Source organism: Undibacterium sp. KW1, assembly GCF_009937955.1.
Taxonomy (GTDB): domain Bacteria; phylum Pseudomonadota; class Gammaproteobacteria; order Burkholderiales; family Burkholderiaceae_D; genus Undibacterium.
Genome location: NZ_AP018439.1, coordinates 3,936,656 through 3,951,316 on the forward strand (window position 1 = coordinate 3,936,656; position 14,661 = coordinate 3,951,316).

Consider the following 14,661-nt stretch of genomic DNA (forward strand, 5'->3'; position numbering starts at 1 on the left):
TATCTATGACCCCAGAACTCAAATTTTATCTCGCAGCCTGGATCAGCTACTGCATCCTGTGCATCTGGCTATACCTGACTGACCGCGCGTCCTTTCCCCTGCAAGCGTACAAAGCATTTCTGTACGTGCCCTGGAAGCTGATTACGTTCAGCATTGCTGCAATTGGGATTACTGTCGTCGCACCTTACACCGCTGACCCGACCTGGGATTATTTTGATGCGGCCATGATGTCTGCACTCACATTCTTGACTGCACCTTGGGCAACGGGAATACTCTACTTGGGGATAAGAGGCAAGGCCAGATTCAGACATGTGCTGGTCGCAATTGGGGTTTGGATGTTCTCGGCAAGCTGGTGTTATGACTTGTATCTGTTGATCAGGGATGGCAATTATCCGATTACCTGGGAGGCAAATATCTATGCATCCTCGGTGCTTTATTTTAGCGCGGGCTTGCTGTGGAATCTGGAGTATAGGGCTGGCCGGGGCGTGACATTTTCTTTTCTTGAACCGGGATTTCCAGCCCGCCCACAGCAAACAAGTTTTGCCAGGATCGCCTGGTTTGGCCTGCCTTTCATGATATTGGCTATCTGTTGCATAGGATATTTTCTTATCTAAAGACAAGAAAATCACACGCAAAAAATTCACAACTCTATCCAGCTTGCAGGTCTTCAAGCGTTCAGGAAAATCAATCCCTGACTCACTCTGCATTAATCTCTGTCCGGTGCACCAAGCGGAAACAACTGCCGATAAGGCCGCGCCTCTTCCACTGCCCTTGCGAATGATGGGCGGGCCAGCAGGCGGCTGCGGTAAGCACGTAGCTTTGGATATTTTTCTGCGATCTGCTGGGTCCAGTCTGCATAGAAAAGTGAAGGTGCTGCGGCGCAGTCTGCCAGTGTGAAATTTTCACCGCTGGCCCATGCATCACCTTTGAGGTGGTTTTCCAGCCATGCATAGGCGAGGTCGAGTTTGCTGGCGGCGTGGGCCAGCCCCTCCTGTCTTTTTACAGTATCGCCTGTCAGTGCTGCGCCAACCGCGTGCTGGACCGGGGTCATGACGTGCAGGTCGAAGTAGCGGTCAAGAAAGCGCACGTCCAGCGCCTGCATGGGATCTGCTGGCAGCAGGCGCACTGGCCCAGGGTGAACCATTTGCAGGTATTCGATGATGATGCTGGTCTCGACGACATTGCGCTCGCCATCGACCAGCAGGGGGAATTTGCCGAGCGGCCAGCGTTGCAGCCACTCTGCTGTGTAGGCAGGCGTATCTGGCCCTATGCAGCGAAATTCAAAAGGCGTGTCATTCTCGTACAGCGCGATAAGCACTTTCTGGGTGTAGGAAGAAAAAGGATGACCGTAAAGTAAGAGTGACATGAGCTATGCCTTGAAAAAGGTGTTCTTTGATGATGTTCGCGTTGTACAGAAATTTATCTCGCATGGTGGTCTGCGTATGACCAAGACCAAGGCCATGACTACACCGGCCATGCGCCGCAAATACATGCCTGGCCCAATTCTGCGCGTCCACAGGTATTCAATCAAATACTTCCATCCAGCGACAAGGCTCATTATTTGCCGACTATATTAAAAATGCAATCACTTGCGGAGTTGAAATGATCAGAAACCGGCTCGCTAAATAAGGTCGTGGGTGACAAATGAAATCAGGACGACCATCTCTTGTTCGCAGGGGCAATTCAATCTGAACGATAAGCCTTCCGTTTAAATTCCGGGCACCAAAACAATAAGCCACCTCGCGGCGGCTTATTGTTTTCAAATTGAATGTCTCTTCAATCCAGCTTAGCCACGCACATAGCGGCTATCAACTGCAAAGGCAGTCGTTGAGCTGCCAATCGCCTGTACAAAGAACAGTTCGCCATTACGCAACATGAAACCGCCCTGGGCGCTGCCAGACGAGATTTCTATGGTCTGGGTAATTGTCGTGTCCTTGAAAACAAATTTCCAGGTGGTCTTGCCATTGACCACGGAAGATGACACGGCACTGCCAACGAAGTTGATCACTGCACCGTTAGCAGTCGCATTGACAAGATCGACCGAAGAGGCGACGGTTTCACCAGTCAACATTTTGACGGTGGCGTTGGCTTCTGTCCTGATATGTTGCGCCACCACAACTGGCGAGGTGTAGGTGCCAGTTGCGACGATAGCCCCTGTACAGTTGGCGTTTTCGTAGTATTCAATTTTTTGTGACATCGACAGCGCGGAACCAGCGCTGGTCGCCGTGATCGTGGTCGTGTCGATTTCATGGTTCTGACAACCCTGGTAAGTCTTGACTGAAGATGAAGTGCGTACGGCAATGGCAGGCATAGGGCCAGACATCAGCTCTGCCGACCGCGACAAGATCGTGGAAAGAGTAGCGACCTCGGCCAAGAATATCGTCAAGCTCAGGCAGGAATTATTCATCAAGGCAGATGCACCTGTCAGTTACCCTTTCTTGTGGGACATCGCCCAGCGTGATTATGTGCAGTGGAATGGCCTGGGTGGCAATGGTGGCCTGGGCCCACTGGGGCGCAATACCGGTGAGGTAATAGGCGTATTTGGCTCGCTGGACTGGCATGAGGGCAAACGTTTCTCTATCACTTCATTACTGACTGGCCAGGGCTGGACCAAGAAAGTCGTTGAATATGACAGCTCCATCAATACCCAGAATTTGCGCCGTATAGAAAACCAGCTGACTGAATTGCAGTCACCCAAATGGCCGCAAGACATTCTGGGCAAGCTGGACCAGACCCGCATCAAGCGCGGCGAAAAACTGTTTGCCAATTATTGCGTCAGTTGTCATGCAGAGATAGACCGCAGCTCGCCACAACGCCGTGTCGTGGCACATATGTCCAAGCTGGAAGAAGTGGGCACAGACCCGACCATGGCTGACAACAGTATCAAGTATGAAGGTTATTCAGGCATCTTGCGCAATCAGTACGTAGGCGCGGGTGTGGGTGATGTCTTGCTCGATAAAAAAGCCCCTATCGCTGCCCTGCTGACCAAGGCAACGCTGGGCGTGGTAACGACGCCAGATGCAGACAAGGGCTTCATACGCCGCTGGTCTGAGTGGCTGCACAATATTTTCCAGGCTTTGTTCAGCAATGAAATCAAGGACTCAAACAAGCACGGCAATTACAATCCTGATACCACGATGACGCCCTACTCTTCGCTGCAGGCGTACAAGGGGCGCTCACTGAATGGTATCTGGGCGACCGGGCCTTATCTGCATAATGGTTCTGTGCCTACCCTGTATGACTTGCTGTTACCGGTCTGTCAGGCCGAGCAAAAGGATGCAGAATGCAGACCTGAGAAGTTCATGGTGGGCTCACGCGAATTTGATGCAGAAAAAGTCGGCATGAAGAGCACAGGCTATGAAGGTTTTGTCTTTGACACCCGGCTCAATGGCAACCGCAATACAGGCCATGACTATGGAACCAAGCCAGCCAAAGGGGCAGGCGACTTGCCTATGCTGACGAAAGAACAAAGACTGGATTTGCTGGAGTATTTGAAGGATCAGTGATGATCTTCACTGCATTTAAAGTGGGCCGGTGGTTGATCCCGCGATCAGCACCGGTTGCCACAGCACCTGCAAATCTGCTGCGGGTGTGCCATTCATCAGAGCCAGCAGCATTTCACTCATCTTGACGCCTGCTGCCCGGGGATCAGGCTGGTCTATGGTGGTGACCTGATCGCCGACCAGGGTGTCTTCCATATTGCCCCAGACGATGACTGAAATATCACGGCCTATGGCAATGCCTGCATCCATCAGGGCACGCATGGCACCGACGCCAGACAGATGGTTATCGACGATGATGGCGCTGGGTCTTGGTGTGCAGTTCAATAGCTGCTGCACTGCCAGGTAACCGCTGCGCCTGTCGAGGGCATCCTGTATCAGATAGCGGGTATCAATATCTAGGCCAGCACTGCTCATGGCTTCGACAAAGCTGGTGCGTCGCTGGCGCGCAAAGTTCAATTCCAGCGGCGCGCTGATGAGGCTGATGCGCTGGTGGCCAAGCTCCAGCAAATGCTGCACAGCCAGCCGTATGCCGTTTGCATTGTCATAGTCAAACCAGGCATAGGGTTTGTCAGTCTGGGTACGGCCATGGGCAATGAAAGGAAAGCCCTGCCGGGACAAATAAGCGATGCGCGGGTCTTGCACCATGGTGCGGCTGACGATGAGGCCATCAACGCGGCGACCTTTGACCATTTGCTCATACGAGGGTAATTCGTTGCCGGGCGAAACAGGCGCAATCATCAGGTTCATCTTGCGCGCCTCCAGCGCCTCGGCCATGCCACCAACGACGCCCAGGAACATGGGGTCGCCCAGGTCAGAGGGCAGCAAGGGGTAGATCAGACCAAACACATTGGTGCGGCCCACGGCCAGGCTGCGCGCCATGGGGTTGGCTTCATAGCCATGCTGCTCTGCTGCTGCCAATACTTTTTTGCGCGTCTGCTCACCGACTTCAGGGTAGCCGTTCAAGGCACGGCTGACCGTGGTCTTGGACATACCCAGGCTGGCGGCAAGCTCCTTTAAAGTAATCGACATAGGGCAAATGGTAAAGATGGATTAAGTTGAAAATAAGCTGGGATTATATACTTGTGCAGCGTGACTAAGTTCATCCATGGTCATATCAATCCAGTCGCTCAATCGCGCGCTTGAAGAAAAACAGGGTCAGCAAGATGACACTCAAGGGCAACAGAGACAGATAAAACGCCGTTTGCCCATTCATCGCACCAAACACATAGCCCGTGATCATGGAACCGCTGGTACCACCCAAAGCAGAAAACAAGACCAGCAAACCCGTCATGGCGGCATGCTGGTTGGTCGGCAGAGAGCTCAGCATGACAGAATTAATGCCAGGATAAATCGGTGCCATGAACAAGCCTATCAATGGAAAGATGAAGGCCGCCAGCGGTGCATTGCTCCAGCGCAGATCAGGGTTGGCGACGATGTTATGCGTCAATGGCAACGTCAGCAACACTAGTGCCGCCATGCTGATGAGGCAGATGTTCAATACCAGATACCAGTTCAGCTTGCGCATGACAGCACCCGCACCCAGCCTGCCTATCGCCAGGCAGGCCGCAAAAATGCTGGTAGCTTGCACGCTCATATCCACCGGCATCTTGAGGATTTCATTGTTGAAGGTCGGCAGCCAGGTGCCTATGCCCTGCTCCAGCAGCACATATAAAAACGCCGAGATGATATAAACACAGACGAGGGGACGCGCCATCAGTTTAAGCATATCGGCAAAATCGGTAAGCAGGCTGCTGTGACTGACAGTCAGCTTTGCTTCAAATTCGGTAAAGCTGGTGGTCGCTACCAGCAAGAAAGTCACAGCGCACAAGGCGGCCAGCAACCAGTAGACTTGCAACCAGACTGGTGAGGCGGGATCGTTGGCATCGATGAAATAGCCAAATATCCAGTAACCACTGAGCACACCGACCATGAAAAAGCCTTCCAGCGTATTCATCAAGCTTGCATGCTGCTTGCGGTCTGTACTGATCAGGCCTATGGACGCATAGACGGATACCTTGATAAGCGCAAACGCCACACCCACACTGAGGAACAGGAGCTTGGTCATCAAAAAGCCGGGCAGCAAGGGCATGGCTGCTGTACTGATAGTGACTATCGCCATGCCAGTCAGCATTGCATATTTATAGCCAAGACGTGGCAGAAAAGACGCAACGCAGAAAGAGACTATGCTGATGGGAATATCCTTGAAAGCCTCCAGCACACTGGCAGCAGATTTGCTGACACCATAAGTTTTGATGACTTGCAGTATCACCGTGCCCACGCTGTTGAGCAGGATGGCGAATACAAAATACAGCAGGAATAGCGCAAGAATAATGCGCCGCCTGCTGGCTGGCTGCGGGTGTTGCTCGGTCATGTTGTCTCCTGCCTTTTTATTTTTACTGCTTATTTTTTTATGTTTTGTTTTTACTGCTACTGCTTTTACTTTTAATGCTGTTACTTCAAATAATCCTGCAAACTGAACTGATGCAAGCCTTCGATGACAACGTCTGCCTCAGTCAATACTGCCGGGCTACCTATACCTAGCGCAAACATGCTCGCAGATTTGATCGCGCGTATGCCTGCTATGGAATCTTCAATTCCAAAACACTCATCGGAAGTCAAACCCAGCCCTGCTGCTGCGGTCAGGAAAATTTCAGGATCAGGCTTGCTGTTCTTTATTTTTGCGGCATCGACGACGACATCAAACTGGTCTGCAATGCCCAGTCTCTCAATGACTGCCTGGGCATTTTTACTGACCGATGCCAACGCTGTTTTTAAACCTGCCGCACGTATCTGTTGCAAGGACTCAGCCGCACCGGGCAATAAGTCAGCGGGGCTCAACTGCGCAATCAGGCTTTGGTAATGCAGGTTTTTTTGATCTGACAGCGCCAGTTTATCTGCATCGCTAAAGTCTTTGCCGGATGCTGCGAGAATCAGATTCAGCGACCCCATTCTATCGACGCCTTTTAATTGTTCATTGAAGGCTTCGTCAAAACTCGCACCGACACTCTCGGCCAGTTTTTTCCAGGCCAGATAGTGGTAATGTGCAGTGTCTGTCAGCACGCCATCCAGATCAAAAATCACACCACGATAATCATATTTACGCATGGCTCGGCTCCTGTGCCTGCAACGCGATTTTGCATGTCGCTTGTTGCTCTGTGACTTGCAGGCTTTGTCCCCTGTGCTGGAATTGCAATGCCGTGCCGCGCAAGAGACGATATTCGACATGGGTTTGGCTCACGATGATTTCCAGTAATTGCCCGTGGAAATGCACGCGGAACTGGTAGTCTTGCCATTGCCTAGGCAAGACCGGTGCAAAACTCAGTTGCCTCTGGTTGACGCGCATGCCTGCAAAACCATAGGCAATACCCAGCCAGGTGCCGCCCATGGCTGCCGTGTGCACACCATAATGGGTATTGCCATGGGTATTGTCCAGATCCAGCCTGGCAGTTTGCATGAAGTAGTCGTAAGCCTTGTCCTGATAACCGACTTCTGCGGCGATGATGCTGAAGATACAGGTAGATAGGGATGAATCATGGGTCGTGACTTTTTCATAAAAATCAAAGTCACGGCGCTTGTCATCGAGGCTGAACTGGTCACTGAGCAAGAGCAAGGCCAGCACCACATCTGCCTGTTTGCAAACCTGATGGCGATAGATGACAAGCGGATGGTAATTCAACAGCAGGGGATAATTTTCTTTGGGTGTATTGGCAAAGTCCCAGACCTTTTTATTGAGGAAGCTGTCATCCTGCTCATGAATGCCCCGCTCTTTGTTATAGGGCAAAGCCATGTGATCAGCAGCATGTTGCCATGCGTCTGCCTCATCCGCTTGCAGATGAATTTTTGCTGCAAGTCCAGCAAATTTTTCTATGTGTTCAAGTTGTAATTGCCTGACGATATCAGCTGCAAAACGCAAATGCATTTGCGCCATCGCATTGGTGTAATAGTTGTTGTTGACTTGCGCCGTGTATTCATCTGGGCCGGTCACTTCATTGATGCAAAACGATTCCTCGTTGTGACCTGACAAGCGGGTGTAATGGCCCAGGCCCATCCACAGGCGGGCGGTTTCCAGCACGATTTCTGCCCCTTGCGTCAGCAAGAAATCCATGTCTGCCGTTGCTTCCATATATAGCTTGATGGAATAGGCAATGTCAGCATTGATATGGTATTGCGCTGTACCTGCGGGGAAGTAGGCTGAGCATTCTTCACCATCGATAGTGCGCCATGGGTAAAGTGCGCCGCTGGCATGCGACATCTGACGCGCACGCTCTCTCGCTTGTGGCAGGTATTGATAGCGGTATTCGAGCAGCTTTCTGGCAATCTCTGGTTTGTTGTAGAGGAAGAAGGGGAAGATATAAATTTCTGTATCCCAGAAATAATGGCCTTCATAGCCTTCACCTGTCAGGCCCTTGGCAGCGATATTGGTCTTGCCGTCACGCCCTACTGATTGCAGCAGGTGGAACATATTGAAACGTATACCCTGCTGCAAGGCAGCGTCGCCGCTGATGTGCACATCGGCCTGCGCCCAAAAGTCAGCCAGATATGCTTGCTGGCTTGCGGCCAGTTGTGCAAAACCTTGTTCACACACCTTGCCCAATGTTTGTTGACTGAGCGAGAGCAAAGACGCTACCGGATAATCGCGGGATGAAAAATAGCTGCAAAATTTATCCAGTTTTATTGCCTGTCCTTGTACTGCCTCGATGGTGAATTGCTGTTCCAGTTTGTCATCAAACTGCTGCAAGCTGCTGGTGTAGGCACTCTCTGCTTGCAAATGATTTTGCATCGCAGTTGCCAGGCTCAGACCGCTATTGTGGGTGCGGTGCAGGAAGGCAGAAAAATCATCTTCCTGCGTTACTTCGAGTTTGTGCAGAACCGGGCCGCTGATGGCGGAACCTACACGCGGGTCATCACCAGCAGCGATATTTTTTACTGCAGCATCAATAGCAGAAAGCAGTTTGATCTCGCCAGAAAAATTCAAGGGCGTAACCTCATACGACATCGCATAGACATGCTTGTTATCGAAACTGACCAGTCGCTGGCTATGCAGGCGTATGCTGCGTCCCCGTGCAGATGTCCATTGCAGGGTGCGGGTCAGCAAACCGGTGCGAAAATCCAGTTGACGCTGGTAGCTGTCTATCCTGCCCTGCTGCAAATCGAAGGTTTCATCTTCCAGCATCAATGTCAGGCATTTGGCGTTGGGCACATTCAGCATGAATTGATTGGTGCGCGCCAGGCCATACGCGTTTTCTGGATACTGTATGGCTTCGGATTCATAAAAACCATTGAGGTAACTGCCGTTCAGTGAGTCTGCTGCTGTTCTTTGATTGCCTTCTTCTGCCGTGCCGCGCAAACCTATGTAGCCATTTCCCAGGGCGAACAGGGTTTCGCTGAGCAGGTGATGCCCGTCATCGAGCTGATTCTCAGTAATCCCCCAGCCTTCCAGCGGAAATTGATGTTGCAAGGCATCACTTGTGTGCACGGTGTCGTCCTTCATTTTTGTTCTTGATTTTGAATATTGCGATTCATTTTGATGGATTTGATATTAATAAATTTATTCAAACCGGTTTGAAACCTAAATTAATTCTATTTAAACCGGTTTTAAAAGTCAACAAACTAAATTTATATTTTTCGAACCAAGATCAGCCAGCGTTTAAGCAGTGTTTAAGAACGGCCCTGAAAATAGCTAGTTGGAGACCTGGGCGGCATGGAGCCAGGTTTATCCAGTGATCAGTTTATCGACGCAAAATAGGGGCTAAAGCAAGCTGCCCTCTCTTACGGCGGGCAAAACCGGGTCAGCTCTCAGCAAATTGCCCCTAAGCTTTTTAGGTTATTTATTAAATAATCCACAAATGATAACGATTCTCATTTATAATGATTTCACTTTAGCAATTTCACCCCCTCTGAAGCGCCAGCCCCCAGCTACACACGTACGCCAGCATCCCTACGTGGGCAAGTGAAAAAACCATGCGTTATATTCGCGGGGAAATCATGTCCATCGTCATTTCACATTCGTATCCATCACTGCATCCATCGTCGTACCCATCGTCATATCGATTGCCGCACTCATCCGTCGTCACCCCTGTCCGGAAAAATATTCTCATGACGCAGCACTACGACAGCCCTGGCTAAACGTCAGCCCATAAGCGCTTTTCATTTCACATCGTGCAGCAAGCTGTGATTGCCCCGGCAATCGCAAGGGATTTGCTCACCCTCATTTTTTGGAAAAACAATATGGACAGCAACAATCAAATTCCGGCGACTGGCAATAAATCCTGTTATGCCGCAGCGGCCGAACGCACGCTACGCCAGTTCATCGATGCATTCTGGTTTGAAGGAGCCCTGGATGGGCATCTGGAGCGACAGGCTGATGGCAAGGCTGATTTGTATTTACGGGGTAGCAATGAGCAGGGCCAGGCGATTGAATACCGGATAGCTGCACATCCGGCAAACAGCTTTGGGCGCCACCGTTTGCACGGCCCGGTATGCGAAGCGAGCAGTGGGATGAGCACCACTGATATTGCCACCGTTGCAGGCAATTTGCTGAGGTCACACGCGGCGCAGAATGGCCCACGCTTCATTAATGAATTAATTCATACCGCCGCCAAACAGGCCTGCTCATTGCAAGCCAGGGCACTGGCCGCAAAGGGCCGTACTGCACTTGACTTGCCGTATGCATGGCAAGAAGCGCAATTGGGTGACGGCCATCTGTACCATCCTTGCTATCGTTCTCGCATAGGTTTTAACCTGGCCGACCATCAGCGTTATGGGCCAGAATTTGCGCAGGCCTTTGGCCTGGTCTGGCTGGCGCTGGACAAGCAACTGGCTGATATCCATGGCTTGCCCAGCATTGATTACATCCAGTTTTTGCAAACGGAAATTGGTGCAGCAGAAGTGCTGCGTTTGCAGCAAACCATCACGCTCTCAGGCAAGGATGCAGACAATTATTACCTGCTGCCCGCCCATCCCTGGCACTGGCGACAGAGCCTGCAAATTCAGTACGCCGACTGGCTGGCAGATGACCGCCTGCTCTATCTTGGCGTTGGTGAAACGACCTGGCTGGCACAACAATCAATACGTTCACTGACATCTCTTGTCAGCCATAACAATCACAACCTCAAGCTGCCGCTCGCCATCGCCAACAGTTCAGCAGACCGCATCCTGTCTGACCATCATGTACATAATGCGCCGCTGATATCGCAATGGCTTAACAACTTGTGTAGCGAAGATAATTTTTTACAGCAGTACTGTAGGCTGGCGGTTCTGGCAGAACCCATGGGCATCACCCTGGCACCTGCGGCGTCACGCCAGGACAGATATGGCTTGCTCGGTGCGATCTGGCGGCAGTCGCCGACATCCATACTCAGGCAAGGCGAGCAGGTATTCCCCTGCACTGCCTTGACTACACTTGATGATCAGCAGCAACTGAACATTTCCAGCTGGTTGCAACAACATGGCACTGAAACCTGGGTAAAGGCGCTATTGCACGCCATGCTGCCACCGTTTATCCATCTGATGCTGGCGCATGGTGTTTTGCTGGAAGCGCACGCACAAAATACCCTGCTCATCGTCAGGGATGGCTTGCCTGTCGGTGTTGCCATCCGTGACTTGCCCGGTGGCCTGCACTATATCGCGGGGCAAACCACCAACGAAGCGCAATTACAGCATTTGCGCCAGGCGCCGGCACACCGCAATGTGGCCAATGCCAGCAATGGTTTTGCCATGGACACTACAGACGAAGCCCGGGATTACCTGCTTGAAGTGCTCTTGTTTATCCATCTGTCTGAACTGGCACACAGGCTGACGCTGCATCATGGGTTTGAAGAAAGCCGCTTCTGGCAACTGGCTGCACAAACCGTGCTTGATTATCAGGCGCAAGTGCCGCAATTGTTTGCACGCTGCCAGCAATTCAATTTGTTTGCACCAGAACTGCAAATGGAAAAACTGGCCAGCAGGCGTCTTTCTGCCGCCAGCGCGCAAGCATTTCATATTGTCCCTAACCCCCTGCATCAATTCATACAATCTCAGGGCGCGTGATGCGGCAAACCATTTTCATCACGGTACTGGGGCATTTTGGTGCGGCCTTTGCTGCGCTGTGCATGCCACCATTTTATGCGCATATACTGCAGCAGAACTTTTCCAGTCAGGCCCTGGTCATGGCTGGCTGGTACTTTACCCTGCCAACCCTGGCGGCGGCGATCTCCAATCCCTTATGGGGCAAGCTGGCTGACCGCATAGGCATACGTGCTTCGCTGATACGTGCACACTGGGGCCTGTGCCTGAGCTTCATCATCACAGGTATGGCACGCACGCCGTGGGAATTTGCCTTTGGCCTGACTTTGCAAGGTTTGCTGGGTGGCACCTTTGCGGCATCAAATGCTTTTCTGGCTTCTTTCCTGCCAGGCAAGCGCCTCGCTACATTGCTGAGTGTCATGCAAGGCTCGGCCCGCACCGCGCTGTTCGCAGGGCCTGCCATCATAGGCCTGTTCAGCGACGGCCAAAATCTGCTGCACATCTTTTTTTACCTGGCCATATTCCCTGGTCTGGCGGGGTTGATACTCTATCTGCTACCGGTAAAAACTGTTGCTCCTGCTGCGCATACCGTAACAGACAACACTGGTACAGCGCCTGTCAAGGCTGGCACACTCAGTGCCAGCAGTCTGTACCGCTACCAGGCGCTATTCACCATAGGTACGGTACTGACCTATCCGTATTTTGTCATTGACCTGGCGCAACGCCTGAATATGTCTGCGGCCTGGGCCGGTGCCCTGTTTGGCTTGCCGCATGCACTGTTTCTGGTGCTGGCCTGGCCTATCGGCCGCCATGTCAATTTTTCTAATGCGCAGACTGCACTGGCGCGTTTCTCCGCGCTGACCTGCGCTGGATTGTTATTGCAGGTGCTGGCCAATAATCTGCCCCTGCTGGCCACGGGCCGGATACTCATGGGCGCAGGGATGACCGGCGCTTATCTGGCCATCAATGCCCTGGCAGCATCCACAACCAGAAAAGCCAGTGCCGGCCAGCATTTTGGCAAACTGGAAGGCGCCAATAAATGGGGCGCTGTCATGGCAGGAATTCTCGCAAGCGGTCTGGCTACTTCAATGAGTTATACCGCTCCCATCTGGTTGGCTTGTGCGCTGTTGGCCGGCCTCTCCATTTTTATAGAAAGTAAACGCTTATGAACGCTAGCTTACCGCGGTTCGCCTGGAACCATGTGCCTGACACTTTGCCCTTACTCCATCTACCGTCTTTGCCACGTGCTTTACCACATCCCAGGCAGGCAGCCAACAATGCTGTCCCTGTCGAAGCCAGCGAATACGCCCAGTTGCAACATGCGCGCGTGCTGCTGAATTGTTATGCGCGTGAGGTCGCCATGCAGGAACATAAGCTGGCCGTCCGTTCCATTGCCCACACCAGGCTGGCACCTGCAGCATTGCGCCAGTATCAGGGCCAGGTGCTGGACATACAGTTACCGCGCATGCAAAGCCGTTTTTGCGTGGGGGTACAACATGTCTCAGTCACCGGCAATTATGATTACATCACCGACATCTATCTGCAAGACCATCAGCAGACCTGGTCAGTAGCCAGTTGGCGCGAGATTGCCCAGCTCATTGTCGCTGACCTCTCGCTGCGCGAAGGCACTGCGTTTAATGCCGACCTGCTACAACAAATCGAGGAAAGCATCGCTACCATGCAGCATCTGCTGGAGGCGCAGCAAGGCAAATTACGTTCTCTCCACACAGACTCAGCATTGCAGCAATACATACGCAGTGAACAGCATTTGCTGACGGGCCACCCTTTCCACCCTACTCCCAAGAGCCGTTCAGGCTGGACAAGAACAGAAGAAAAAAACTATTCGCCAGAACATGGCGCAAGGCTGCAATTACGCTATTTCCAGATCCCGCGCAGCTGGATCATTAGCGATAGTCTCGATGAGCAAGACTTGTCCAGCCGTTTGCAACAACTGACCGGCCACGGCCTGCAAGCTGATAGCAAACACATCATCGTTCCCCTGCACCCCTGGCAAGCTGACTGGCTCATGCAGCAGGCACGCATACAGACCGCCATGGGCGCTGGAGAAATACACGATCTGGGCTGTAGTGGCAAACAGTTTTATCCCACGGCATCCATACGCACCATGCTGGCAGAAGATGGCAGTGCTTTTTTAAAACTGTCGCTGAACCTGCGCATCACCAATTGCATACGCAATAATGCGCGACACGAACTGGCTGCAGCATTGACCGCCAGCCGTCTTTACCGACCGATGAAAGCAGAAATGCTGGCGCTGTTCCCGCATTTTCATGCACTGGAAGAACAGGCTTACCTGAGTGTAGCCTTCCCGGAAGACCAACAACAGAGTGACAGGCAACATAAGGAAATCGAAGACGGCTTTGGCCTGGTCCTGCGTGAAGGTCTGTCAAGCCATCTGGCGCAAGGCATCACACCCATGATATGCGCGGCCCTGTTTGGCAACGGCCAGGCAGGTCGCCTGCAGGTGGCCGCATTGATAGAACGGTTTTCCCACAGACATAGTTTGTCCCTGCGCCAGGGCATGCGCCTGTGGTTCAGCCGTTATGCCGAGCTGGCAATTTATCCCGTGTTTTACCTGTTGTTTGAAAAAGGTATCGCCTTTGAACCACATATGCAAAACAGCATCGTCGGGCTTGCAGAAGATGGCACTCCAGTGCGTTTCATTGTCCGTGATCTGGAGCTGACCAGGCTGACACCCAAGGCCCACAAACTGATCAACGCCATGCAGCTTGATGAGCATACCCGTAAAGAAATCTGTTGCAGCGACGAAGCTGGTTGGACACGCATAGGCTATTGCCTGCTGGTCAATAATATCTGTGAAGTCATCGCCACGCTGGCGAATGGCAATCATGAACTTTACCTCGAATTATGGGCTTGCCTGCGCAATATACTGCAAAGTTATCTGGCCAACTTCCCCAACCCAGAGGCAGCACGCCGCATACAGGGCTTGCTGTCCGGCGAGCCCTTGCCCGTCAAGGGTAATTTGCTGATCCGTTTTTTAAAGCAGGCTGACCGCAAGGCTGCCTATCTTCCGCTATATCACCCACTGGGCGTAGTCAATGAAGCTTAGCGATTCGTGGCGTGGTCACAGCTCTGTATCTGTTTTTTTTCAACTCCAAATGATGTATTCATT

Annotated in this window: 12 protein-coding genes; 6 read left to right on the plus strand and 6 right to left on the minus strand. The window is 52.1% G+C overall.

Translation table 11 applies throughout. The annotated features are described in order from the left end of the window. Positions 1–5: 5 nt before the first annotated feature. A complete protein-coding gene (locus UNDKW_RS17630; protein ID WP_162059741.1) occupies positions 6–614 on the plus strand; it encodes a hypothetical protein in 609 nt (202 codons plus the stop codon). 92 nt (positions 615–706) lie between these two features. On the opposite strand, the gene UNDKW_RS17635 is transcribed toward UNDKW_RS17630, so the two are convergent. Continuing rightward, the gene (locus UNDKW_RS17635) at positions 707–1,366 is read right to left on the minus strand and encodes a glutathione S-transferase family protein (RefSeq protein WP_162059742.1); all 660 of its coding nucleotides are present in this window, start codon (positions 1,364–1,366) and stop codon (positions 707–709) included. On the opposite strand from UNDKW_RS17635, the gene UNDKW_RS30555 reads away from it, so the two are divergent. Next, positions 1,365–1,577 (plus strand): hypothetical protein, encoded by a 213-nt coding sequence (locus tag UNDKW_RS30555; RefSeq protein WP_232063025.1) that lies wholly within the window; start codon positions 1,365–1,367, stop codon positions 1,575–1,577. The genes UNDKW_RS17635 and UNDKW_RS30555 overlap by 2 nt on opposite strands. Positions 1,578–1,786: 209 nt before the next feature. Here UNDKW_RS30555 and UNDKW_RS17640 read toward each other — a convergent pair whose 3' ends face one another. Next, on the minus strand, positions 1,787–2,323 hold the full coding sequence (locus tag UNDKW_RS17640; RefSeq protein ID WP_162059743.1) for a hypothetical protein: 537 nt from the start codon (positions 2,321–2,323) through the stop codon (positions 1,787–1,789). Between UNDKW_RS17640 and UNDKW_RS17645 the strand changes: the two genes are divergently transcribed. Beyond that, entirely contained in the window at positions 2,274–3,506 is a 1,233-nt protein-coding gene (locus UNDKW_RS17645) for a di-heme-cytochrome C peroxidase (RefSeq protein ID WP_162059744.1), read from the plus strand. The genes UNDKW_RS17640 and UNDKW_RS17645 overlap by 50 nt on opposite strands. A gap of 15 nt (positions 3,507–3,521) precedes the next feature. On the opposite strand, the gene UNDKW_RS17650 is transcribed toward UNDKW_RS17645, so the two are convergent. The 4 genes from UNDKW_RS17650 to UNDKW_RS17665 all read right to left on the minus strand — a co-directional run bounded on the left by UNDKW_RS17650 (position 3,522) and on the right by UNDKW_RS17665 (position 8,979). Beyond that, on the minus strand, positions 3,522–4,526 hold the full coding sequence (locus UNDKW_RS17650; RefSeq protein ID WP_162061999.1) for a substrate-binding domain-containing protein: 1,005 nt from the start codon (positions 4,524–4,526) through the stop codon (positions 3,522–3,524). A gap of 91 nt (positions 4,527–4,617) precedes the next feature. Beyond that, positions 4,618–5,874 carry a sugar MFS transporter gene (locus tag UNDKW_RS17655; RefSeq protein ID WP_162059745.1) on the minus strand — a complete coding sequence of 419 codons (1,257 nt, stop codon included), beginning with the start codon at positions 5,872–5,874 and terminating at the stop codon, positions 4,618–4,620. A gap of 80 nt (positions 5,875–5,954) precedes the next feature. Next, positions 5,955–6,608 carry a beta-phosphoglucomutase gene (gene pgmB, locus UNDKW_RS17660; protein WP_162059746.1) on the minus strand — a complete coding sequence of 218 codons (654 nt, stop codon included), beginning with the start codon at positions 6,606–6,608 and terminating at the stop codon, positions 5,955–5,957. Continuing rightward, positions 6,601–8,979: a glycoside hydrolase family 65 protein gene (locus UNDKW_RS17665; RefSeq protein WP_232063026.1), complete on the minus strand. Its 2,379-nt coding sequence runs from the start codon at positions 8,977–8,979 to the stop codon at positions 6,601–6,603. Before UNDKW_RS17665 ends, pgmB begins: the two co-directional genes overlap by 8 nt. A 752-nt stretch (positions 8,980–9,731) precedes the next feature. Here UNDKW_RS17665 and UNDKW_RS17670 point away from each other — a divergent pair. From UNDKW_RS17670 to UNDKW_RS17680, 3 genes are read left to right on the plus strand one after another with little or no spacing between them, the layout of a single operon-like run. Then, the gene (locus tag UNDKW_RS17670; RefSeq protein WP_162059748.1) at positions 9,732–11,534 is read left to right on the plus strand and encodes an IucA/IucC family siderophore biosynthesis protein; all 1,803 of its coding nucleotides are present in this window, start codon (positions 9,732–9,734) and stop codon (positions 11,532–11,534) included. Continuing rightward, positions 11,534–12,679 carry an MFS transporter gene (locus UNDKW_RS17675; protein WP_162059749.1) on the plus strand — a complete coding sequence of 382 codons (1,146 nt, stop codon included), beginning with the start codon at positions 11,534–11,536 and terminating at the stop codon, positions 12,677–12,679. Before UNDKW_RS17670 ends, UNDKW_RS17675 begins: the two co-directional genes overlap by 1 nt. Then, positions 12,676–14,598 (plus strand): IucA/IucC family siderophore biosynthesis protein, encoded by a 1,923-nt coding sequence (locus UNDKW_RS17680; protein ID WP_162059750.1) that lies wholly within the window; start codon positions 12,676–12,678, stop codon positions 14,596–14,598. The genes UNDKW_RS17675 and UNDKW_RS17680 overlap by 4 nt, the downstream gene beginning before the upstream one ends. Positions 14,599–14,661: the final 63 nt, after the last annotated feature.